Here is a 22,605-nt window from a genome sequence, read left to right as displayed (position 1 = left end):
TTATCAAACATCTGAAATCTGCACATTTAAAATCTGCACATCTTCAAGCGTTATTCAATATAAAACGTTCTGCCCTCAACAGCCAGTTCGGTTGCCGGGAATACACTTTTAGCTTCATCCAGCAATTCAGTCAGGGTTTTATAACGGGCGGAGAAGTGACCAATCAGTAATCTTTTCGCGTTTGTTTTTAGCGCTACATCGCCGGCCTGCAGTGCCGTTGTATGAAAGGTATCGTTAGCCCTATCCAGCATTTCATTTAAAAATGTGGCTTCGTGATAAAGCAGCGTAGCATTGGCTATTTGTTCAAAATACTGCTCACCGTAAAGCGTATCAGAGCAGTAGGCGTATGATTTGGGCTGATCCGAATCGATAGTCAAATCATCATTTTTGTAAACCTGCCCGTTTGGTGCGGTATAATCGGCTCCTTTTTTTAACGCGGTAAAGTAAGGCACCGGGATTTGCAGTTGCTCTATCACTTCCTTGCGTAATTTACGCAGGCGCTTTTTTTCGCGGAAGATAAACCCGGTAGTATCAATCCTGTGGTTAAGGGGGATTGTTTCAACAATAATATCGTTGTTGTTTACAATTACTTCGGGGTGCTGGGTGTGCGTCTGCTTAAACTCTAAGGGGAAGTGCAGGGTAGTTTCTGAATACTTTAACTGCAGATCAATGATCTCCATTAAATGTGGCGGCCCAAAAAGATACAATGTTTTTTTACGCCCGTTAAGGTGCATTGACGATAGCAGGCCTACCAGGCCAAGGTAATGGTCGCCATGTAGATGGCTGATAAAGATATAATCTATCCGGCTGGCTTTAATGTCGAAACGCAGCATTTGCTGCTGAGTGCCTTCGCCGCAGTCAATTAAGTACAAGTGCTCGTTGATATTGAGCACTTGTGCTGTAGGATTTCTGTTAAAAATGGGTGTTGCGGAACTGCTTCCAAGTATTGTTACCTCAAATTTCATAATGGGATAACAATGTAAGGATTATCTTGATTCTTTTTTCAATTCTTTCTCAATCTCTTCCATAAAAATAAGATCGACACCTTCTTCGGCGGTAGGTACAACTGTAAGTACGTTATCCAGTTGCGAGATCGTGATTAAACGCGCCACGGCATCGTTTAATCCGCACAATATAAATACGCCAGATGCGTTTTTGCACAAACGGTGACCAACCAACAAGCTGCTTAAGCCGGATGAATCGGCAAATTTCACTTGTGAAAGGTCAAGAATGATGTTTCTTTGTCCTTCCGTATTGATCAATATCAGTTCAGATTTTAATTGAGGCGTTACTAACGAATTCAATTTTGATTCGTTAAGCTTCACTAAAATGTATTTCTCGTGTTTATCGACAGCAAATTTCATTCTTATTAAAATTAATAAGCTAAGATATGATTAATTTATGTGTAATTAAAAATTACATAATACTAAGCGCATTCTTTATAGCGGTTTCAACCCTGTTCAACACACTTTCTGTATCCGATTTTACAAACGTTTCACCTATGATCTTTTCATAAAGTTCGATATACCGTTCAGATATCGACGCAACAATTTCTTCTGTCATTACAGGAACAACTTGTCCTTCTTTACCCTGGAAACCGTTTTCAATCAGCCATTTGCGTACAAACTCTTTTGAAAGTTGTTTTTGCGGCTCACCTTTTTGCTGGCGATCCTCATACCCTTCCTTATAAAAATACCTTGACGAATCGGGGGTATGAATTTCATCTATTAAATAAATAACGCCATCTACCTTACCAAATTCATATTTGGTATCAACCAATATTAAGCCTTGCTTAGCGGCAATTTCGGTACCCCGTGCAAACAGAGCTTTAGTATATGCCTCCAATTGGGCATAATCTTCGGCAGATACAATACCCTTCGCCAGGATATCTGCTTTTGAAATATCTTCATCATGCCCTACCGATGCTTTGGTAGTAGGCGTAATTATTGGCTCAGGCAGGATATCGTTTTCTTTCAAGCCTTCGGGCAGCGCTTCGCCGCAAACCAGCCTTCGGCCGGCCGCGTATTCACGTGCAGCATGGCCTGCCAGATATCCCCGTATCACCATCTCCACCTTAAAAGGCTCGCAAATGCGGCCAATGGTAACACTTGGATCGGGCACGGATATTACCCAGTTGGGTACAATATCGCTGGTAGCCTTTAAAAAACGTGCGGCTATCTGGTTAAGCACCTGCCCCTTGTAAGGGATAGCCTCGGGTAGTACCACATCAAACGCCGAGATCCTATCGGACACTACCATGGCCAGGTACTTATTTTCTATCGTATATACATCGCGTACTTTCCCTTTATAAAAGCCTGTCTGGCCCGGAAAGTTAAAATGTGTTTCTTTTATTGCGTTCATAATTTTAGTATCAAGTAGTAAGTATCAAGTAGCAAGACCAGTATCAAGTAGTTAGTATCAAGTAGCAAGTATTAACTCTTGCAATTAAAAATCTTGATACTTGATACTAACTACTTGATACTGAAATCAACTACTCGATACTACCTTCTTACTGTATATCCCCGTAAGCTGCCAAAATCTTGCGTACCAGTTTATGGCGTACAACGTCTTCGCCGCTTAGGTATACTATTTCTATTCCTTTTATATCTGTTAATATGCGTAGCGCGGTGTGCAGGCCCGATTGCTGTTTTTTGGGCAAATCTATCTGGGTTACATCGCCGGTAACAATAAATTTTGCCGATGGCCCCATACGCGTCAGGAACATTTTTAATTGCATATCGGTAGCGTTTTGGGCCTCATCCAATATCACAAAGCAATTATCCAGGGTACGGCCACGCATAAAAGCCAGTGGTGCAATCTCGATGGTACGGTTCTCCAGGTAAAATTTCAATTTCTCTGCCGGGATCATATCATCAAGCGCATCGTACAATGGCCTCAGATACGGGTCAATCTTTTCTTTTAAATCGCCGGGCAAAAAGCCAAGGTTCTCCCCTGCTTCAACCGCCGGGCGGGTTAAAATAATGCGTTTAATTTCTTTGTTCTTTAACGCACGTACTGCCAATGCAACCGCGGTATAAGTTTTACCGGTACCAGCAGGGCCAATAGCAAATAAAATATCGCTTTGGTTTATGCTATCAACCATTTTACGCTGGTTGGCGGTTCGGGCTTTCACCATTACACCATTCGGACCAAAAACGATAACTTCGCCACTGGCAAACTTATCAGTTACGGGCTCAGACGATGAATTTGAAGATACTTTTGATCCTAAAATACGTTCAAGATCGGTAATGTTCAGGTTCTCGAATTTTTCAACATGAGCAAGCAGATGCGAGAATTTTTCCTGGAAAACATTCAGTTCGTGATCATCACCCAAAACTTTTACTTCGCTGCCTCGTGCAACAATTTTAAGCTTGGGATATTGTTTCTTAATGATCTCAAAATGATCATTATTTGGCCCCCACAATACGGCTGGATTTACGTTTTCAATTGATAGCTTAAGTTCGTTCAATACTAATTGATTTTTTAGTTACGGATTTTTATGAATTAAAAATTGAATATTTGTAGCTTCAAATGCTATTACAAGATTAGCAATAAATATTTATAAAATTAATGGCAATAATAACATTAACTACTGATTTGGGCGATAAGGACATTTACCAGGCTGCTTTAAAAGGCAGCATCTATAAATCGTTGCCAACAGTTAATATTGTTGATATTACCAACAGTGTGGCGGCCTTTAACGTGCAACAGGCCGCTTTTATATTAAAAAACAGTTTTTATTACTTCCCCGAAGATACCGTACACCTTATAGGTATTGATACTGTTTACAGCGACCATACCAAGTACCTGGCGGTAAGGTACAAAAAACATTATTTTGTGGGTGCCGATAATGGAATTTTTTCGCTGATGTTTGATACCGACCCGGAGGAAATTGTAGAGATAAACATTATGCAGGATTTAAAGTTCCTGCATTTTCCGCTTGCAGATATTTTTGTTAAAGCCGCCTGCCACCTGGCCAAAGGGGGCAAACTGAGCGAAATTGGCCTGCCTGTGCATGACATCGAAAACAAAATGAACCTGCAGCCTGTTATTGAAAAAAACCTGATCAAGGGGGTAGTGATCTATATCGATTCGTTTCAAAATGTGATAACCAATATTACCAAGGAGTTTTTTAACGGCGTGCAGCAGGGCCGTAAGTTTGTACTTAATTTTAAACGTAACGAAACCATCAATCACCTGAGCTGGCATTATAACGAGGTACCCGTTGGCGAAAAACTTTGCCTGTTTGGCATAAGCGACCATTTGGAAATTGCCATCAATAAAGGCAATGCCAGCGGCCTGCTGGGCTTAAACCTTAATGATAAGGTTATCATCGAATTTCAGTAAATTTAGGATATGAAAAAACTGCTACTGTTTGGCTTGTTGTATTTTTTTGCTATAGGCGGCGTGCTTGCGCAATCGCAGGCTAGCTCCGATTCCGTTGCTTATCAGCTTCAACGCAAAAAGATAAATACAATGCTGGCCGCCCGCAAAGCCAAATTTGGCCAATACAGCCAAAGCTTAAGCCAGCATACCGGCATTTTCGGTTTGCAAACCAAAGATGACATCCGCAGATCAAACAGCATACTGATGGACATTGCCCGTACAGATGATGCGATATTTAAAGAATTAAAAATACTATTTGAATATAGCGCCTTCCAACAAAGGCTAATTCAAAGCCACAGCAAAGAGGCCGAGACCATAAACCACAATTTTCTGCTTACAATAAGCAAATTAAGGCAGCAGAACGCCCAGTTAAAAAACCAGGCTGCCAAAAACAAAGCGCAGACAAACAGTTCAACTCCCATCTATATTACGGTTATTGTGCTCATGCTTGCGTCAATTTTGTATTTGCTTTACCAAAAAAACAAAGGGAAGGCGTAATTTCGCGCCCGTAACTACTTAAAACTATAAATGGCACGAGGAAGACTGAACAGTGGCGCTAAAGCAGAAGCCGAACTACCCAAAGCAAAAATTAACAGGCAGAGCATCCAGAATATCCGTAAACTGCTCACTTACATTAAACCATACCGGGGAAAATTTGCGGCAGGAATGTTATTTCTATTCATATCAAGCCTGGTTGGTTTGGCATTCCCCGCTATCTTGGGTGCTTTAATAGATGCAGCGCAGGGTAAATACAAATATTCGTTTTTACCACATAGCTTAAATTACATAGCTATTTTTGGGTTTGTATTGCTATTTGGACAGGCCTTTATATCATTTTTCAGAGTGGTTTGGTTTGTTCAGGTGGCCGAAAAATCATTAGCCGATATTAGGAAGGATACGTATTTTAAACTTATAACGCTACCCATGAACTTTTTTGCCAACCGTCGGGTTGGTGAATTGAACAGCCGCATATCTGCTGATCTCTCTCAAATTCAGGACACATTAACTACTACAGTTGCAGAAATTGTGAGGCAGGTTGTGATCATGGTTGGTGGTGTTACATTTCTGGCCATTGTATCCCTAAAGCTAACTCTTGCAGTGTTGGCGGTTTTGCCTTTTTTGGTAGCTTTTGCCGTTTTTTTTGGCAAGTTTATTCGCAAACTTTCACGCCAGGCACAGGATAAATTAGCAGAGTCAAATACAATTGTTGAAGAAACCCTGCAAGGCATTGCCAATGTAAAGGCATTTGTAAACGAGGCTTACGAGGCTACCCGGTACGATAAAATATTACGCAACGTAGTTGATATCGCCGTTAAAGGGGCCAAATTTCGCGGGATTTTTGCTTCGTTCATCGTGTTCTGCTTATTTGGGACATTTGTGGGCGTAATATGGTATGGATCAGTTTTGGTAAGTCACAAAGAAATTTATGTAGGCGATTTGACCACCTTTATCATGTACTCCATATTTGTAGGCGCCGCTATGGGCAGTTTCCCAGACTTGTACGCCAACCTGCAAAAAGCAGTTGGGGCAAGCGAGCGTGTGTTGGAGATACTGGCCGAAAAGGGCGAAGACATCTCGATGGTAGAAAGCAATAACAAAATAGACCAGCCTATTAAAGGCGACTTGTCATTCGAGAATGTGGTATTTGCCTACCCATCCCGGTCGGAGTTAACTATCCTGAAAGGCATTTCTTTTAATGCCGCAGCAGGCCAAAAAGTAGCCATTGTTGGACCAAGCGGTTCGGGTAAATCTACCATGGCGTCGCTTATATTACAATTTTATCACCCGCAAAACGGTACTATTTTATTTGATGGCCGCGCGGCTGATGAATACTCAATAACCGATATCCGCAACCAGGTGGCCATAGTGCCACAGGATGTATTGCTTTTTGGCGGATCGATATTAGAGAACATTGCTTACGGCCGTTTGAATGCATCAAAAGAAGATATTATACAAGCTGCAAAACGGGCAAACGCGCACCAGTTTATACTATCGTTCCCCGAGAGTTATGAAACCATTGTTGGCGAGCGCGGGGTGAAATTATCTGGCGGACAGCGTCAGCGTATAGCCATAGCAAGGGCATTGCTTAAAAATCCATCCATATTGATATTGGATGAGGCAACGTCATCTTTAGATTCTGAATCGGAACGCCTGGTACAGGAAGCTTTGGAAGAGTTGATGAAAGACCGCACATCTATCATTATCGCCCACCGTTTATCAACCATCCGCGAGGCTGATAAGATCATCGTTCTGGAAAAAGGCGAGATCATCGAAAGTGGCAGTCACCAGGAACTCATCGGCAACGAGCAAGGGCTTTACCGTTATTTAAGTCAGCTGCAGTTTGAAACACAAACCAGTTAGGTGAGACGTTGAACGTTTTACGTTATACGTTTGGAAAAACACTGCATAAACTATTATATTCACAACTTAAGATGTGTGGCGAAACGGCCATTACTCAGCAAATAAACGTATAACGTAATACGTACAACGTTCAACGTAACAAATGAAATTAACCATACACGGGGCGGCCCGACAGGTAACCGGCAGCATGCATTTGCTGCAGGTAGGCCAATACAAAATATTAGTGGATTGCGGGTTAGATTATGAGAGGGACCGCAGCATACAATCAAACGAAAACTTTCCTTTTCGGCCGGAAGAGATTGACGTGGTAATACTTACACATGCGCACATCGATCACTCTGGTAATTTACCTACACTGGTAAGGCTTGGCTTTAACGGCCAGATCTTATGCACTCCCCCTACTGCCGATTTGACGGAGCTATTATTGCTTGATTCTGTAAGCATTTTCATGAATAAGGCAGGCAAGGGTAACCGCAAACGCGGTAAAGGCAAATTCAATTCGGGCGGTGGCCCACAGCCACTTTATTTGCAAAAGCACGTGATGGACACGGTGGAACGTTTTGTTACCATTGGCTTTAACCGTCCGTTCAGGATTAACGGTGATATCGAGCTTACTTTTATCCCGGTTGGCCACTTGCTGGGTGCGGCATCTGCTGTTTTAAAAGTAACCGAAAACGGCGAAGAAAAATCAATCGCCTTTACCGGCGATATCGGCCGAAAAAATTACCCGGTATTAAATGATCCGCAGGAATTGCCTCCTGTTGATTTCCTGGTATCAGAATCAACTTACGGCGGCCGTTATCACACCAAAGGCAAATCGGTGGAAGAAACCCTTGTTGAAGTTATTGAAAAGGCATGCATTAAAGAACAAGGCCGTTTGATTATCCCGGCTTTTAGTATCGGGCGCACCCAATCGTTGGTATATTCATTAAATAAGATTTTCACTGAAGGATTATTGCCGGCTGTAAAGGTTTTTGTTGATAGCCCGATGGCTACCATTGCAACCGGCATCTTCCGCAAATACCATAGCCTGGTAAATCAGGAAGCCCAGGATTTTTATAAAGATAAGGGCGACGAGTTTGAATTTGATAACCTTACCTATGTAGAAACCCTGAAGGATAGCCGCCAAATCTCTAATTACTGGGAGCCTTGCATCATCATCTCGTCGGCAGGAATGCTGGAGGGCGGCCGTATCCAGGACCACTTGTTTTACAATATTCAAAATTACTACTGCACTATCCTGTTTATTGGCTATTGCGCCAAGGGTACCCTGGGGCACCGTTTGCTGCGGGGCGATCCTATTGTTCACATCAAAGACCGTGAATTAGCCGTTTACGCAACTATTAAACAAACCGATGTACTAAGTGCCCACGGCGACCACCAGGACCTTTTAGATAATGTGAAACAGCACGATAAAACCAAGCTAAAGAACGTATTCCTGGTACATGGCGAGGGAGAAAGCATGAAGCTGCTGGCTGCTTCCCTTGAAGATGAAGGGTATAACGTTACCATACCGGAAAAGGATCTAACGTATGATATTTGACACGAATTTCATTTAACACCAATTTCACGGATTGGAGCGAATTATCACGAATTTTGAGAATTGATAAGTTGAATTGATTGATTAAGCAATGGACTTCCTACAGAGTTTTGAAAAATACGCAAGGCTATTATTTTGAATTTAACAGCTAAACGCACAATTAGATAACCCTTACCAATGATTTTTATCCCTGGCCTCATATTGCTATTGATAGTCACGCTCATTATTTATAGCACAAATAAGGGGAAGTTCCTTGAATACACCCGATGGAGAAAAACAGGAAAGTTTGCTCTTTATTTTTTGTATGTTGTTTTAGGTACAATAGTATTGGCTTGTATCACATACCTGTTAAAGAGACCCTAAGTTAATCCCGGCCATAATATTATACCGAAGAATAAAACACTTGCTAACCTTGCAAATTGAACTAATTAATGTGTAAATACTGCTTTCTTTAATTTAAAGATAAATAGACCAAAAGCAAATGGCACGAACTCATAATAAGAATTCGTGCCATTTGCTTTATTTAAAAATTCGAATTGAATCAAATTCGTGAAATTCGATTCAATCCGTGAAATTAGTATTTATGCTTTCTTAAAATGATCTATGATCAGGTTCGCAAGCTCCACACCTATTCTTTCCTGGGCCTCGTTGGTGGCTGCGCCAATGTGAGGGGTTAAAGAAATTTTGGGGTGTTTCAGGATCTCTTCGCGAGGGGTAGGCTCGTTATCAAATACATCTAAGGCTGCAAATGAAACCTGGCCACTGTTTAACGCGTCAACTAAAGCCAATTCGTCAATTAAACCACCGCGTGAAATATTTACAAAGCCAACACCTTTTTTGGTTAATGCCAATTCCTCGGCGCCAAACAGAGCCTTGTCAATAAATGGCGTGTGCAAAGTAATGAAATCGGCCGTTTTAGTTACCTCTTCTAAAGATGAAGTTTTTACACTTACCTTAACATTTGTACCACCACCTAAAACAATATCCAACTCAGGGTTAAACGGAAACAAATCGTAAGCCAAAACTTCCATACCAACGCCGATAGCTATTTTAGCTACCTCGCGGCCGATACGGCCAAAGCCAACAATACCTAAAGTTTTACCGCGCAGTTCGATACCTTTTGCGTAAGCCTTTTTCAGGTCGTTAAATTTAGTACCACCTTCAACCGGCATTTTGCGGTTGCTATCTGGCAAAAACCTAACCGCGCCAAATAAACTGGCAAAAACAAGTTCGGCAACGGATAGTGAAGAAGATGCAGGTGTATTATAAACGCTCAGGCCTTTTTCCCTTGCATATTCTACATCAATGTTATCCATACCAACGCCACCACGGCCAATCACTTTAAGATTTGGGCAGGCATCAATAAGCGCTTTACGCACTTTAGTTGCACTGCGTACAGTAATGGCATCGTACTCTTGTAATCTTACAGGCAATTCATCCTGCGGAATGTTATTGGTATCAACAATAAAACCGGCTTCTTCTAAAAGCTGTTTTCCAATTGGGTCGATACCGTCATTAGCTAATATTTTGATCATCTTATTTTGTCATTAGTCATTGGTCATTAGTCATTGGTCTATCCGCCATCCAAAATGACTAATGACCAATGACTGATGACTAAATTATTTATTTCCTTCAGCAAACTCCTGCATTGCGTCAATCAGGGCGTAAACGCTGGTTATTGGCAATGCATTGTAAATTGACGCGCGGAAACCACCAACGCTTCTGTGGCCTTTGATGCCTACTATACCTCTTTCGTCGCATAGTTTCAGGAATGGTTTTTCCAGTTCAGGATTTTCCATTACAAAGGTTACGTTCATGTGCGAGCGATCTTCTGTAGCGCAAACAGGTTTAAATAACGGGTTACGTTCAATCTCGTCATATAATACCCTGGCTTTGGTTATGTTTTCCTGCTCAATAACTTCAACACCGCCTTTGGCTTTTAACCATTGCAGCGTAAGCATCGATACGTAAATAGCAAAACACGGAGGCGTATTGTACATCGATCCGCCTTCAATTTGTACCTGGTAATTAAGCATCGCCGGAATTTTACGGTCAACTTTACCTAAAATATCGTCTTTAACTATAACCAAGGTAACACCTGCAGGGCCCATGTTTTTTTGAGCGCCGGCATAAATTAAACCAAAGTCGGCAACGTTAATTTTACGGCTGAAAATATCTGACGACATATCGCAAACAACCGGCACGGGTGATTTTGGGAATTCCTGTAACTGTGTACCATAAATGGTATTGTTTGAAGTGATGTGGAAGTAAGCCGCATCAGCAGGAATAGTATAATCTTTAGGGATGTAAGTAAAATTATCGGCTTTTGAAGAGGCAACAATCTCTACTTCGCCAAAAAACTTAGCTTCTTTCAAGGCTTTGTTAGCCCAAACACCTGTTTCCAGGTAAGCGGCTTTGCCTGTTGATGGCAATAAATTGTAAGGGGCCATGGCAAACTGCGTGCTGGCGCCGCCTTGTAAAAATAGCACCGAATAACCTTCTGGCACAGCAAATAATTCTTTTACCAATGCAACAGCTTCATTCAAAACTGCTTCAAATTCTTTCGACCGGTGAGAGATCTCCAGCAATGATAATCCTGTACCATTAAAATCAATAACCGCCTCGGAAGCTTGTTTTAAAACCTCCTGAGGTAAAATGCCTGGTCCGGCACCAAAATTATGTTTCATATAATTAACGAATTGTAGGTTCTGAATACTTGATTAGGAACTTTGTATTTAGTTGGGCCGAAGTTAATCAATTTGACAAAATTCATAGGATTAATTTACGTTTTTTGAAAAAATATACAATTAATCAACAAAAGCCTTTTTGATTGCAAATATCAAATTTATCCTATAAGGTTGGTAGTAATTATTACAATTGTAATAACTTTTAAGGGTGTTTGAGGTTATATATCGCATCGGCCGGTATGGCCGACGAGAACACAGAACTGCCCGCAACAAACACATTTGCACCTGCTTGCAACAATTCTTTAACATTGTTTTGATCTACGCCGCCATCAACTTCAATAAATAAGCCCGGATTTTTCTTTTCACTCAGCGCCTTTAAATCGTTAAGTTTTTTGTAGGTATTGGCAATAAACTTTTGGCCGCCAAAACCAGGATTAACAGACATGATAAGCACCATATCAAGGTCGGCTATAATATCCTCCAATAAAGCAACAGGCGTATGCGGGTTAAGGGCTACTCCTGCCCTGCAGCCAAGCTCTTTAATAGCTTGTACAGTGCGGTGCAAATGCGGGCAGGCTTCGTAATGAACAGTGATACCATTGGCGCCGGCATCTTTAAATGCCTTAAGGTACCTATCAGGATCAACAATCATCAGGTGAACATCCAGCGGTTTGGTGGCATGCCTTTTTGTGGCAGCAACAACCGGGAAACCAAAAGAGATATTTGGCACAAACATACCATCCATAATATCAACATGCACCCAATCAGCTTCGCTGTTATTGATCATTTCAATATCGCGTTGCAGGTTGGCAAAGTCGGCTGCTAAAATAGATGGCGCTATCAGATGGTTCATGTGCAAATATATAAATCCCCAACATTGCAACCGGCAATTATTTGTAAAGTTTTATCTTAAAAAAAAAGGAGTAAACATCTGCACATCTAAAATCTGCATATCTGCACATATCCAGCTTAATCGCAGTTCAGCAACAAATCATAGTACTTTTTCATCAGTACCGTATCGTAGTTTACAAGCGATTGATAGGCCTCTGATACCAGTTCATTCAAAATTGATGAACCAAGTTGCCCTCCTCCATTGGGAATGGAGTCATAATACAATATTAATTCTTTAACCCGGATGATCTCATAGAGCAACAACTGAACCAAATCGGTTTGCGTAGCCGGTTGCATTCCCTGCGGATTACTGTTAAGAAAATCTAAAGGATCGTTTGTAGCAGGGGTCATCGTTTTTACAAGCAGGATCGGATTTTATGGTTTATTCAACTATCTATTAACTAATACAAAGTTTAAACATCCAACTTTTGTTTTAATTTTTCTCAAAAAAAGTATAAAAAAACCAAATAAAATAGCAAAACCCTCATAAAGAGGGTTTTGCATATGTGATATTTACAGTTATTTTTCTGATTTTGGGGCTTCCGGCCTCGGTAATAACGCTTTGCGCGATAACTTAAGTTTACCTTGTTTATCTACATCAAGCAGTTTAACCCTTACCTCGTCGCCAACCTCAAATATACCATCCATTTTTTCGATCCTGCGGTGGTCAATTTCAGATATGTGTAACAAGCCATCTTTACCTGGCATAATCTCAACAAACGCACCAAACGGCATAATTGATTTCACTTTACCTTCGTATATCTCGCCTACTTCTGGTTTAGAAGCAATGTTGCGGATGCGCGATAGAGCCTGGTCGATAGATGCCTTGTTGTCGGCAAAAATCTGAACGATACCCTGGTTGTCTTTTTCTTCGATAGAAATAGTTGCACCGGTTTCGCGTTGCATTTCCTGGATGATTTTACCACCGGGCCCGATAACTGCACCAATAAATTCTTTATCAATTTTAATGGTAACAATACGCGGTGCGTGTGGTTTCAGATCAACACGAGGGGCTGTAATGGTTTTAGCCATCTCGCCAAGGATATGTAAACGACCATCTTTAGCCTGGTTTAAAGCGTTGGTTAACACTTCGTACGATAGGCCATTAATTTTCAAGTCCATTTGTACAGCAACAATACCATTAACGGTACCTGTTACTTTAAAGTCCATATCACCTAAATGATCTTCGTCGCCCAGGATGTCAGATAAAATAGCATATTTAGTACCCATTTCGTTGGTGATCAATCCCATCGCGATACCAGATACCGGCGATTTGATTTTGATACCAGCATCCATCAAAGCCAATGTACCGGCACAAACCGTAGCCATTGACGATGAACCGTTAGATTCTAAAATATCAGAAACGATACGGATGGTGTATGGATTCTCGTCCTCAGATGGTAATACTTGTTTTAATGAACGCATAGCCAGGTTACCGTGACCAATTTCGCGGCGACCAGCACCCCTGTTCGGACGAACTTCGCCGGTTGAAAAACCAGGGAAATTGTAGTGCAACAAGAATTTTTGGTAACCGTTGATGAACGCACCATCAATCATTTGCTCATCATCCTTAGCACCTAAAGTAACGGTGGTTAATGCCTGGGTTTCGCCACGGGTAAATACCGCAGAACCGTGAGCAGATGGTAAATAACCAACTTCGCTCCATATTGGGCGAATCTGGGTAGTTGTACGGCCATCTAAACGTTTGCCTTCATCTAATACAAGGTTACGGATAGCATCATACTCTACATCATGATAATATTTTTTTGCAAGCCCTTTAGTGATATCATCAATTTCGCCTAAAGTAGCGATATAAGCATCACGAACTTCTTTGAATTTTGCCGAGCGCTCGTCTTTTGCAGATGCAGAAGACGCGATAGCGTAAACCTGCTCATAAGTAGCAGCGTAGATGGCTTTTTTCAAATCCTCGTTGCTGTGCTCATGGTTGTAAACACGTTTTTCGGTTTTACCAACTTCAATAGTCAACTCTTTTTGAGCTAAACATTGAATTTTAATAGCCGTATGCGCAAATTTAATAGCTTCAACCAATTCGGCTTCCTGGATCTCTTTCGATTCTCCTTCAACCATGTTGATGTCATGCTCACTACCTGCAACAATAAATTCTAAAGTAGCACGCTCAAGTTGGCTTAAAGTTGGGTTAATTACCAACTGACCATCAATTTTAGCAACACGAACTTCAGAAATAGGGCCATTAAAAGGAATGTTTGATACAGATAATGCTGCTGATGCTGCCAAACCGGCAAGGCAATCGGGCATGATATCTTTATCGGCCGAAATTAAAGAGATCATCACCTGTGTATCAGCGTGATAATCTGAAGGAAATAACGGGCGTAATGCACGGTCAACCAAACGCGAGATTAAAACCTCATAGTCTGACAAACGTGCCTCGCGGCGTAAAAAGCCACCCGGGATGCGGCCGGTAGCAGCGTATTTTTCCTGGTAATCAACAGAAAGGGGTAAAAAATCAACTCCCTCTTTCGCTTCCGGCGACGATACTACGGTAGCCAATAACATGGTATCACCCATTTTAATAACTACAGAGCCATCTGCCTGTTTGGCCAGTTTACCTGTTTCGATCTCAATGGTGCGGCCGTCACCTAAATCAATAACTTTTTTAATTACGTTTAAACTCATCTTCTTTTTGTTGTGGTGCACTTTTCATCTTTCGGAGCGCACCGGTTTTTATGTGTGTATATAATTTTTTCAAAAGTAAAAAAGCCATCCACAAAATCGGGATGGCTTTTCAATAAAAAGTATGWGAATTATTTAATGATATCCCTTAGCTGTAAAGCTTTGATGATAGCACGATATCTTTCAATGTCTTTTTTGTACAGGTACGCTAACAAACCGCGGCGTTTACCTACTAATTTTTGCAGTGATAACTGGGTAGAAAAATCGTGTTTGTTTTTCTTAAGGTGACCAGTTAAGTGCGCGATGCGGTGTGTGAATAATGCTACCTGACCTTCGGTTGAACCAGTGTCTGTAGCACTCTTACCGTGTTTTGCAAAGATCTCTGCCTTTGACTCTTTACCTAAATACATTACTTGAATAATATTAAAGCGTTAAATACTTTTGTTAATTGTGGGTGCAAAGATAGTGATTAAATTCAAAAGTAAAAATTCAAAATTCAAAAGATTTGGTGAGTGGTTGATTGGGTAGCTGATACGCTTGCTGACCCCGGGGTTATAAAAATCATTTTCGCGCGGTTATTTAGTTTTACCTTCATCATTTGTTAAAATAATTGCTTTGGCCCGCTCCAACAGCTCATCGCGGCCTTCTTTAATGCCTTTAATGGTTGGCTTTATCGGAACATCAATTTTTACCCCTTTGCGCTGCGTGTCGGTGCCATCAGGGTAGTAAATACCCAGGCCCGAAATCATTGTTGAAATACCCCCGGGTAAAATAATGGCCGAAACATTACCATCGGCACCGGCGGTTGTACTGCCAATAACCGTCACATTGGGCGAGCTTTGGAAAGCCATAGTAGTATATTCGGCCTGGCTTTGCGATACGGCGTTTACAATAACCACTACTTTGCCCTTATAATCATTATCCGGCTTAATACCCAGCGGATCTGTAATTACCATTAAGCCAGGGTTATTAACCTGTGCCTTGGTGAACTTTACAAACCGGGCGTTCCCGGTTTTAATATAGGGAACAAAAGTGAAAGGCATAAATTCAGATGGGTAGCAGCGCATATCTATTATTATACCTTTGGTATCTTTAAATAGTTTCTTAATGCCAGATAGATCTTTGTTATGGTACCTGCCGGGATATACGTACCCAATTTCCTTATCAATTACGTAGTAACCCGGCGATTTGGTGTCATATAATGAGCTGTAATTTATCTTATCGGCAGGCAAAGCAGTTACTGTTGTATTTATAGGCTGTCCATCTCTTAATAATTCCAGGTTTAAGGCAACGGTGTTGCCGCGCAACAGGTACGTGCCCGGTATATCGCGCAGCTGGGTATCATAGTTGGATGCAGGCGTATATGGCAGATATTTTTCAATCAGTTGGCTTACAGGCTGGCCGTTAATAGTTTTTATAACATCGCCAACCTTTACCAGTTGCTTTACATTAAGGGTATCATTTAAATAGCCGGTCACTACCAGTTTGTCTTCAATAAATTTAGCATCAAAAGGCACGCGATATTTGCCTTTAAATGCGTTTAGCGCTTTATTGTAGCCCCAGATGTTGGCGTGCGTATCATGAATGCGAGCTATCAATGCCAGCGTAGTCAGGGCATAGTCGCTTGCATTGGCAGCCGTGGCAAATTTGGGGATACAATCTGTGAGTACGTTGTTCCAGTCTTCGCCTATCAAATATTTATAAGGATAAAAATAATTGATCATGCTCCAATACCGGTACAAGGTAAGCAAGCGGTAGCCTGCATCGGGATAAGTAAATTGGGAGTACGCGGCTTCATGGGTAAAAACCGGGTTGCCAATAAACCTGGCCATATCTATATAATAATTATCGCCCGTGTTACGGTTATCAAGAACATACTGAAGTTTTTGGGTAAGCGATGCCGATAGCACCTGGTTATTAAACAACAATCCGTAATCGGGTTTTAGCTTAATTTCATCCGGACTGGCTTTGATTTTACAGTTGCCACATACCGGCGGAACTTCAAAGCCATCTACCCATTTTTCGATAGCGTGGCTCAGAGCTGCGTTGTCTGTTGCTTTTAAAACCTGCGGCATCACCCTGAATAATTCGGCGTCCCAGTTGTGGTTGCCTTTGGCCACATCCGGGTGGTGGTATTTTAAAAAGCCCCAAACCTGGCCTAAAGCAGTAAGGTTAGTTATTTGCTGTTTGCTTAACGGAATGGTATCAATTTTTGAACCTGTGTTGTAAGCAGTATCCATCCCGGATTTGGTTAATACTTTGGTAGCCTTTTCAATGGGTTTACCGTTTATAAACAATCGTAAATTATCAACCCAGGCCTTACCATCGCCAACCAGCAAAGCGCCGCCATGAATATTTATGGCAGCGGCATCATCATAAGGTAAATCAATCACATACTCCTTCCAATCGGTAGTACCTGTAACGCCCCTGTTTTGCATATTATCAAAGGCTGGGGTGCCATCAATCCGCAGCCATAAACCGGCATAGCCGTTTTTAACGTTTTCTGTTTTGATATAACCCCTAAGCTGTATTTTATTGCCGGTAAATGATTTCAATATCGGGTAATCAATTACCCCGAAACTACTTTCGTTACTTACCTTTTCAATTGATAATGAGTATTTGCCATCCTGTTTCACCAGGCTATCAACCTTTACGGGATAAGCTTTTTGTTGTTCGGCCTGAAAATAGGTAGACCAGCCTGCGGCTTTGGTTTTGTCGGCAGATAATTGTTCCATATTGCCGTTATATTGCACCTGGGCCGATACAATTTGGCAGCCCAAAAATGCTATACTTAATAATAGCAGGGTAAAAGGTTTCATAGATGGGTATAGGTGATTATAAGTTTAGTATAATAGGTAAACGTTGAATTTGGCTGTTTAATGTGTAAACAGAATAAAAAAATAACGGATTTAACACTAATTAACTACTCATTTAACACCCCGCTAAACCAAATACTCCCCGGCTTTCCCATATTTTTCCAGCTGCCTGATGCCGGTGCTGGAGATATGCTCAAACTCCATATCACAAAATATGGCAATCATATTGATACTTTTATCGCCAAGCTCCTGCATGTAGCGGTATTGGTTTAATTCGTATTGCAAATCCGATCCATTGCGTAGGCCTCGGATTATTGTTACCGGGTAGCCCAGGCTACCAGTAAAATCAGTGAGCAAACCTTCGTACGTGGCTAATTGCCGGTACTTTAAAATATCGGGTAAAGCATAACTGGCGGCATCTTTACCGGGGTTAACACCGCGGGCTATAATTATCTTATCAAAAACCTGCTCGGCTTTTTGCAGTATATTAAAGTGCCCCTTATGGAATGGGTTAAAACTACCAGGGTAAACCGCTATCCTGGGCTGGCGGGTACGCACGTAATCAATTAAATACTCCAGCGCGGGGTTGTTTACATTTTGCTGTAAACTCCGCAACACCTCTGCCCTCTTTTCGCGGTAAATGGCATAATCAACAAACTGAAACTCCTTAAATATCTGCTGCTCATATTGCAGCAATTTATAAAACGGCTGCGTGAGAATGTTTAAATCTGCATCACAAAACACTTTTGACAGTTCTGTTTTGGGCTGATGAGTTTTGGTATCGAGGATGATCTGCGTAACTTCATCCTTTAATCGCTGTTCGCCACTAAACACTTCTTTAAAAAACTTCGCCGAATCCTCTTCGTTGGTAGCCGAACGCGGATCATAAATAATGTCATGAAATACTGTAGCAAGCAATAATGTATCATTATCGGCAAAACCTTTTAATTCCAGTTGCCCGCACAAATCGTCCAGGTGCTCCAGCGTATGGTAAAACCGGTGCGGCTCGCGGTAATGGTTTAGTATGTCCGCATCAAGACCAAGTTGAACAAGCCGGTATCTTTGTTCTGTAATTTTCATAACGTTTTAATTACCCCCCACAATGCTACAAACAAATACCTTTAAAATTGTAAGTCATTTTTGAATTTTGACTTTACAGACTCCCTATCCAGCTTTTATAAATAGCCGCCTGCAACGGGTCGGGGTTGGGTAGCGGGCTTATCTTAAAGGTTTTTTCTTTTTTGCTGCCCAGTATAATAGTTACATCCCGTTTATCGGTGCCTTTTTGTATGGTGAGGGTTAAAGCATCGCCCGTGTTTTTTGCTTCCAGCGTTTGGCTTAGCAATTTTTGTGTCGCCGGCTGGCCTTCAACAGTTAATATTTTTGTTCCACCCCTTATGCCTTTTTCCCATGCGGGCGAATTAGGTTCAACAGTGCCAATAGTTAATGTATCGCGTCGCTGCCTGTAATTTATGCCGGCCCATGAGTTATAAGTAACCGTAGCATTGGTATCGATCCGTAAGCCACCGTAAGCAAAGTATTTAGGATAATTGGGCGGCTTAACGGTTGATGCGTATTCAAACAGCTCGGGCATTGGTGTGCCGGCCATTTTTTCGCACTCGGTCCTAAATTCCTTTTCGGTAAAACCGCGGTTAAGTTTTTTATAATACTTGTAGTAAAGCAGCCGCATTATATCATCAAGTGTTTTTTTATTTTGCGTGGCATGCCTGATGTTAAAATCGAGCATTAGGCCAAGCACAGGGCCTTTGTCATAATAGGATATGGTTTTATTAATATCTTCATTTACCCGGCCGTTTGGCCCATCGTTCCAGGTATTATAACTGGCCTGGGTGGCCGACTGGTAAAAATGGCCCGGCTTATTCTCATAGTTTTTAATATTTTCTTCAAAATCTTTGAGCATATCTTCGCCAGTCATTAAACCGGCGCGCCTTGTTATCATATATTCGTAATAAACCGTAAACCCTTCAGATACCCAAAGCATGTTGGTATGGTTCGCTTTCGAATAATCAAACGGCCCCAGTTCAACCGGCCTGATGCGTTTAACATTATAATGATGAAAATACTCGTGCGCTATAAAGTTGTAAAGCTTTTTCCTGGCCTCGGGCGAATTAAAGCCCTCGCCCCCGCTAAAACTTAACGACGATGAGTTTAGATGTTCGATACCACCGCCGCCTGCACCAATCGATAAAAAGGTGTAGTGCGTATAGGGTATTTCGCCAATGATGTTACTGCCGGTAACCACAATCTTTTTCAAATCGTCCATAAATGCCTGCCTGTCAAAGTCCGGCAGCTTATAACCAATAAAATTGTGTGGTTTATTTTTAACTGTAAACGGCGGCAGTACTTCAAGTTCGCCCATTAAAAAAGGGCTATCATACAGTACATCAAAATTATCGGCTTTGTACAGGTGATATTTACCTGCAACGGTATCTAAGCCCGTGGCCACCATCGCATTCCATTTGCTGTAAGGTGTCATTTTTATGGTAACCGGATGCCGCAGTTCATTATCCAGGTACATAAACAAACCGCCGGGAGTAATGTATCCCCGGGTTTCATCAAGGTAAATATTGCCTACAAAGGGCACCGTGGCTTTAACATCATATGAAATTTTTATAGCGCCAGGATTGTTATGGTAAACGCGCCAGGTATTTTCCGAGGCTTTTTGCCACTTCAGATTTACGCCTTTGCTATCGGTTACTTTAAAATTTTGTACCGCGGCGGCAAAATCAATAAGCTGGTAATAACCCGGAGTCCAGGCACATATTTTAAAATCGAGTGTTTTACCTGGCGTTTTATTGGTAAGCTCAACGTGGTAAAGATGATCGGCTGCCTTTTCCATCGAAACAGCGTATTGCATATTTACCGGTTGCTGCTGTGCAAAGGAGTTAACGCTTAAAAACAGGGTGGCAAGCCAACACCATTTGTATTGTATTTTCATCGCAGATAAGAGTTTTTCGAATATAGAAAAACAGCCGCAACTTTGTAACGCTCAAATATATTTTTATCGCACTAAGCCCACCCCTCTTTATAACTTAAAATACAACCACTCACCTAATCAACCCCTTACCCAATCAACCACTCTCCAACCCAATCACTATATTTGCCTCCATGAATACTCCAATCTACTCTACCTTCGAAAGTGAGTTTCGTGTGCGCCCGGACGATATCGACATGTTTCAGCACGTACACAACAGCAAATATTTTGATTATGTACTGGCCGCCCGGTACGATCAGATGGAACGCTGCTACGGCATGGCTATGGAAAAATTTATGGAGCGCGGTTTTGGCTGGGTAGTACGCACTGCCCATGTTGATTATAAACGTGCCCTCGCCATGGGCGACTACTTCATTGTAAAAACCGGCATCGAAAGTATCGACGACAAAGGCTGCCGCGTAAAATTCAGCCTAAGCAACAAAGCCACCGGCAAAGTATGCTGCGACGGCTATTTTGACTACGTGATGATTGATATGGCTACCGGAAGAAGCGCCAAGGTACCTGAGGATGTGATTGCGCATTATACTATTTAGGGTCATTGGTCATTGGTCATTGGTCATTGGTCATTGGGAAAAGTTCTTTTGAAGAAGATTGTTTTGACTATTTAACATAATCCAACTCACAACTCACAACTCACAACTCACAACTCACAACTCACAACTCACAACTCACAACTCACAACTCACAACTCACAACTCACAACTCACGACCTCGGGTGAAACTGGCTTATCGTGCTTTTCAGATACTCCCTATCCAGGTGGGTATAAATTTCGGTTGTGGTGATGCTTTCGTGGCCCAGCATTTCCTGTACGGCGCGCAGGTCGGCGCCGCCTTCAACCAGGTGGGTGGCAAAGGAGTGGCGGAAGGTGTGCGGGCTGATTGTTTTTTTAAGGCCGATAGTTTGCGCCAGGTCCTGTATCATCAAAAATATCATCTGGCGGCTAAGCCTTGCCCCCCTCCTGTTTAAAAATACAATATCGTCTTCGCCTTTTTTAGTGGGAATGTGCACCCGCAGGTTTTCGATATAAATTTTAATGGCTTTGATGGCTTCGGCACCTATGGGTACCAGGCGCTCTTTATTACCCTTGCCGGTAACTTTTATAAATTCAATATCCAGGTACAGGTTTGATAGCTTTAGCTCGGTTAATTCAGAAACCCGCAGACCGCTGCCGTACAAGGTTTCTAATATCGCTTTGTTGCGCGGGCCTTCGGGTTTAGATAGATCGATGGCGGCTATCAGTTTATTAATGTCATGGTAACTGAGTGTATCGGGCAGCTTACGCCGAATTTTGGGCGATTCCAATAACTCCGATGGATCACTTTTTATCAGATCCTCCATCAGCATGTATTTGTAAAAAGCCTTGATGCCCGATAGGATGCGCGCCTGGGACGATGGGATCATACCCAGCTCGGCCGCCCAGGTAATAAACTCCCGCAAATCGGTTAAGGTAATGGTTTCCGGCTTCAGCTTAAAGGGTTTGGTTTCGGCAAACTGGTATAGTTTTTCTATATCCCGGCTATAGGCCTCCACAGAATTATCGGCCAGCGATTTCTCTAATTTCAAATAAGCCTGGAAACCTTTTATTGCCGAACGCCAATCCAAATTGATTTTAATTTAATGTATTTAAGAAAAGAGTCAAGATATTAGAGTCAAGAATCAAGAAAAAAACAATATTAGGGTATTTCTGCGCAGCTTCGATGAAGAAAATAGTTTGTAAAGCGACATTTTTACATCAGGCTTTTGGGTGTTTGTCTCGATTCCTTGATTCTTGATTCGCATTTTTATACTTAAGTTTGGAGCAATGAAGATACAAATTATAAACGGCCCCAATTTAAACCTGCTCGGCGTTCGCGAAAAATCCATTTACGGCGATACCAGCTTTGAAGGTTACCTTGAACAACTGCGTGCACGTTACCCGGCCGTAGATATAGCCTACTACCAAAGTAATGTTGAAGGCGAAATTATAAATAAACTTCATGAAATTGGCTTTAGTTATGATGGCATTGTGATAAACGCGGGTGCTTACACCCATACCTCTATCGCCATTGCCGATGCTATCGCGGCTATCAATACCCCGGTTATCGAAGTGCACATATCCAACGTATACAAACGCGAAGAGTTCAGGCATCACTCCATGCTGGCCGCGAGCTGTAAGGGCGTTATTGCCGGTTTTGGCATGGACTCATACAGGCTGGGGGTAGAAAACCTGGTTGGGTAGAAGAAGAGTCAAGAATCAAGAGTTAAGAATCAAGACA

General features: G+C 41.9%; 20 protein-coding genes. 6 read left to right on the top strand and 14 right to left on the bottom strand.

The annotated features are described in order from the left end of the window. Positions 1 to 50: 50 nt before the first annotated feature. From AC1DU2_RS23270 to AC1DU2_RS23255, 4 genes are all read right to left on the bottom strand, one after another. On the bottom strand, positions 51 to 965 hold the full coding sequence (locus AC1DU2_RS23270; protein ID WP_477363881.1) for a ribonuclease Z: 915 nt from the start codon (positions 963 to 965) through the stop codon (positions 51 to 53). A 21-nt stretch (positions 966 to 986) separates the two neighbouring features. Further along, complete coding sequence (locus tag AC1DU2_RS23265; RefSeq protein ID WP_090650699.1) at positions 987 to 1,364, bottom strand: STAS domain-containing protein; 378 nt, start codon at positions 1,362 to 1,364, stop codon at positions 987 to 989. 52 nt (positions 1,365 to 1,416) lie between these two features. Beyond that, complete coding sequence (locus tag AC1DU2_RS23260) at positions 1,417 to 2,361, bottom strand: phosphoribosylaminoimidazolesuccinocarboxamide synthase (protein WP_477387251.1); 945 nt, start codon at positions 2,359 to 2,361, stop codon at positions 1,417 to 1,419. Between the two features lie 148 nt (positions 2,362 to 2,509). Next, the gene (locus AC1DU2_RS23255) at positions 2,510 to 3,469 is read right to left on the bottom strand and encodes a PhoH family protein (protein ID WP_147060646.1); all 960 of its coding nucleotides are present in this window, start codon (positions 3,467 to 3,469) and stop codon (positions 2,510 to 2,512) included. A 101-nt stretch (positions 3,470 to 3,570) separates the two neighbouring features. On the opposite strand from AC1DU2_RS23255, the gene AC1DU2_RS23250 reads away from it, so the two are divergent. The 4 genes from AC1DU2_RS23250 (at position 3,571) to AC1DU2_RS23235 (ending at position 8,290) form a co-directional block, all read left to right on the top strand. Further along, a complete protein-coding gene (locus AC1DU2_RS23250; protein WP_477387249.1) occupies positions 3,571 to 4,347 on the top strand; it encodes an SAM hydrolase/SAM-dependent halogenase family protein in 777 nt (258 codons plus the stop codon). Between the two features lie 9 nt (positions 4,348 to 4,356). Beyond that, on the top strand, positions 4,357 to 4,884 hold the full coding sequence (locus AC1DU2_RS23245; protein ID WP_477387247.1) for a hypothetical protein: 528 nt from the start codon (positions 4,357 to 4,359) through the stop codon (positions 4,882 to 4,884). A gap of 30 nt (positions 4,885 to 4,914) precedes the next feature. Next, positions 4,915 to 6,747, top strand: a complete 1,833-nt coding sequence (locus AC1DU2_RS23240; protein WP_477387245.1) for an ABC transporter ATP-binding protein — start codon at positions 4,915 to 4,917, stop codon at positions 6,745 to 6,747. Between the two features lie 142 nt (positions 6,748 to 6,889). Beyond that, positions 6,890 to 8,290, top strand: coding sequence for an MBL fold metallo-hydrolase (locus AC1DU2_RS23235; RefSeq protein WP_477387243.1), 1,401 nt, complete (start codon positions 6,890 to 6,892; stop codon positions 8,288 to 8,290). Positions 8,291 to 8,868: 578 nt separating this feature from the next. Here AC1DU2_RS23235 and AC1DU2_RS23230 read toward each other — a convergent pair. The 9 genes from AC1DU2_RS23230 to AC1DU2_RS23190 all read right to left on the bottom strand — a co-directional run bounded on the left by AC1DU2_RS23230 (position 8,869) and on the right by AC1DU2_RS23190 (position 20,292). Further along, entirely contained in the window at positions 8,869 to 9,822 is a 954-nt protein-coding gene (locus tag AC1DU2_RS23230) for a D-2-hydroxyacid dehydrogenase (protein ID WP_477387241.1), read from the bottom strand. A gap of 84 nt (positions 9,823 to 9,906) precedes the next feature. Next, the gene (gene serC, locus AC1DU2_RS23225) at positions 9,907 to 10,974 is read right to left on the bottom strand and encodes a 3-phosphoserine/phosphohydroxythreonine transaminase (protein WP_477387239.1); all 1,068 of its coding nucleotides are present in this window, start codon (positions 10,972 to 10,974) and stop codon (positions 9,907 to 9,909) included. 202 nt (positions 10,975 to 11,176) lie between these two features. Further along, the gene (gene rpe / locus AC1DU2_RS23220) at positions 11,177 to 11,827 is read right to left on the bottom strand and encodes a ribulose-phosphate 3-epimerase (RefSeq protein ID WP_477387237.1); all 651 of its coding nucleotides are present in this window, start codon (positions 11,825 to 11,827) and stop codon (positions 11,177 to 11,179) included. A 116-nt stretch (positions 11,828 to 11,943) separates the two neighbouring features. After that, positions 11,944 to 12,216 (bottom strand): hypothetical protein, encoded by a 273-nt coding sequence (locus AC1DU2_RS23215; protein ID WP_147060658.1) that lies wholly within the window; start codon positions 12,214 to 12,216, stop codon positions 11,944 to 11,946. Between the two features lie 168 nt (positions 12,217 to 12,384). Beyond that, entirely contained in the window at positions 12,385 to 14,520 is a 2,136-nt protein-coding gene (gene pnp, locus AC1DU2_RS23210) for a polyribonucleotide nucleotidyltransferase (protein WP_477363853.1), read from the bottom strand. A gap of 128 nt (positions 14,521 to 14,648) precedes the next feature. After that, positions 14,649 to 14,927: a 30S ribosomal protein S15 gene (gene rpsO, locus AC1DU2_RS23205; RefSeq protein ID WP_477363850.1), complete on the bottom strand. Its 279-nt coding sequence runs from the start codon at positions 14,925 to 14,927 to the stop codon at positions 14,649 to 14,651. A 165-nt stretch (positions 14,928 to 15,092) separates the two neighbouring features. Beyond that, positions 15,093 to 17,336 carry a S41 family peptidase gene (locus tag AC1DU2_RS23200; RefSeq protein WP_477387235.1) on the bottom strand — a complete coding sequence of 748 codons (2,244 nt, stop codon included), beginning with the start codon at positions 17,334 to 17,336 and terminating at the stop codon, positions 15,093 to 15,095. A gap of 123 nt (positions 17,337 to 17,459) precedes the next feature. After that, positions 17,460 to 18,413, bottom strand: a complete 954-nt coding sequence (locus tag AC1DU2_RS23195) for an adenylyltransferase/cytidyltransferase family protein (protein WP_477387233.1) — start codon at positions 18,411 to 18,413, stop codon at positions 17,460 to 17,462. A 73-nt stretch (positions 18,414 to 18,486) separates the two neighbouring features. Then, complete coding sequence (locus tag AC1DU2_RS23190) at positions 18,487 to 20,292, bottom strand: M61 family metallopeptidase (RefSeq protein WP_477387231.1); 1,806 nt, start codon at positions 20,290 to 20,292, stop codon at positions 18,487 to 18,489. Positions 20,293 to 20,462: 170 nt separating this feature from the next. On the opposite strand from AC1DU2_RS23190, the gene AC1DU2_RS23185 reads away from it, so the two are divergent. Beyond that, the gene (locus AC1DU2_RS23185) at positions 20,463 to 20,882 is read left to right on the top strand and encodes an acyl-CoA thioesterase (protein WP_477387229.1); all 420 of its coding nucleotides are present in this window, start codon (positions 20,463 to 20,465) and stop codon (positions 20,880 to 20,882) included. 170 nt (positions 20,883 to 21,052) lie between these two features. On the opposite strand, the gene xerD is transcribed toward AC1DU2_RS23185, so the two are convergent. Beyond that, on the bottom strand, positions 21,053 to 21,952 hold the full coding sequence (xerD, locus tag AC1DU2_RS23180) for a site-specific tyrosine recombinase XerD (protein WP_477387227.1): 900 nt from the start codon (positions 21,950 to 21,952) through the stop codon (positions 21,053 to 21,055). Between the two features lie 199 nt (positions 21,953 to 22,151). On the opposite strand from xerD, the gene aroQ reads away from it, so the two are divergent. Beyond that, positions 22,152 to 22,568 (top strand): type II 3-dehydroquinate dehydratase, encoded by a 417-nt coding sequence (aroQ, locus tag AC1DU2_RS23175; protein ID WP_477363832.1) that lies wholly within the window; start codon positions 22,152 to 22,154, stop codon positions 22,566 to 22,568. Positions 22,569 to 22,605 lie beyond the last annotated feature (37 nt).

The organism is Mucilaginibacter sp. P4_C11, assembly GCF_056402115.1.
Note: the sequence above shows the minus strand (reverse complement) of the source record. Positions and strands in the feature narration are given on the sequence as shown.

Bases quoted from the DNA above. Each gene is read 5' to 3' on its own strand.
- AC1DU2_RS23245 (WP_477387247.1), top strand. From the start codon at position 4,357: ATGAAAAAACTGCTACTGTTTGGCTTGTTGTATTTTTTTGCTATAGGC.
- AC1DU2_RS23250 (WP_477387249.1), top strand. From the start codon at position 3,571: ATGGCAATAATAACATTAACTACTGATTTGGGCGATAAGGACATTTAC.
- AC1DU2_RS23265 (WP_090650699.1), bottom strand. From the start codon at position 1,364: ATGAAATTTGCTGTCGATAAACACGAGAAATACATTTTAGTGAAGCTT.
- AC1DU2_RS23185 (WP_477387229.1), top strand. From the start codon at position 20,463: ATGAATACTCCAATCTACTCTACCTTCGAAAGTGAGTTTCGTGTGCGC.
- rpe (WP_477387237.1), bottom strand. From the start codon at position 11,827: ATGAACCATCTGATAGCGCCATCTATTTTAGCAGCCGACTTTGCCAAC.
- AC1DU2_RS23235 (WP_477387243.1), top strand. From the start codon at position 6,890: ATGAAATTAACCATACACGGGGCGGCCCGACAGGTAACCGGCAGCATG.
- AC1DU2_RS23240 (WP_477387245.1), top strand. From the start codon at position 4,915: ATGGCACGAGGAAGACTGAACAGTGGCGCTAAAGCAGAAGCCGAACTA.
- rpsO (WP_477363850.1), bottom strand. From the start codon at position 14,927: ATGTATTTAGGTAAAGAGTCAAAGGCAGAGATCTTTGCAAAACACGGT.
- pnp (WP_477363853.1), bottom strand. From the start codon at position 14,520: ATGAGTTTAAACGTAATTAAAAAAGTTATTGATTTAGGTGACGGCCGC.
- aroQ (WP_477363832.1), top strand. From the start codon at position 22,152: ATGAAGATACAAATTATAAACGGCCCCAATTTAAACCTGCTCGGCGTT.
- AC1DU2_RS23270 (WP_477363881.1), bottom strand. From the start codon at position 965: ATGAAATTTGAGGTAACAATACTTGGAAGCAGTTCCGCAACACCCATT.
- AC1DU2_RS23200 (WP_477387235.1), bottom strand. From the start codon at position 17,336: ATGAAACCTTTTACCCTGCTATTATTAAGTATAGCATTTTTGGGCTGC.
- AC1DU2_RS23190 (WP_477387231.1), bottom strand. From the start codon at position 20,292: ATGAAAATACAATACAAATGGTGTTGGCTTGCCACCCTGTTTTTAAGC.
- AC1DU2_RS23260 (WP_477387251.1), bottom strand. From the start codon at position 2,361: ATGAACGCAATAAAAGAAACACATTTTAACTTTCCGGGCCAGACAGGC.
- AC1DU2_RS23215 (WP_147060658.1), bottom strand. From the start codon at position 12,216: ATGACCCCTGCTACAAACGATCCTTTAGATTTTCTTAACAGTAATCCG.
- serC (WP_477387239.1), bottom strand. From the start codon at position 10,974: ATGAAACATAATTTTGGTGCCGGACCAGGCATTTTACCTCAGGAGGTT.
- AC1DU2_RS23195 (WP_477387233.1), bottom strand. From the start codon at position 18,413: ATGAAAATTACAGAACAAAGATACCGGCTTGTTCAACTTGGTCTTGAT.
- AC1DU2_RS23230 (WP_477387241.1), bottom strand. From the start codon at position 9,822: ATGATCAAAATATTAGCTAATGACGGTATCGACCCAATTGGAAAACAG.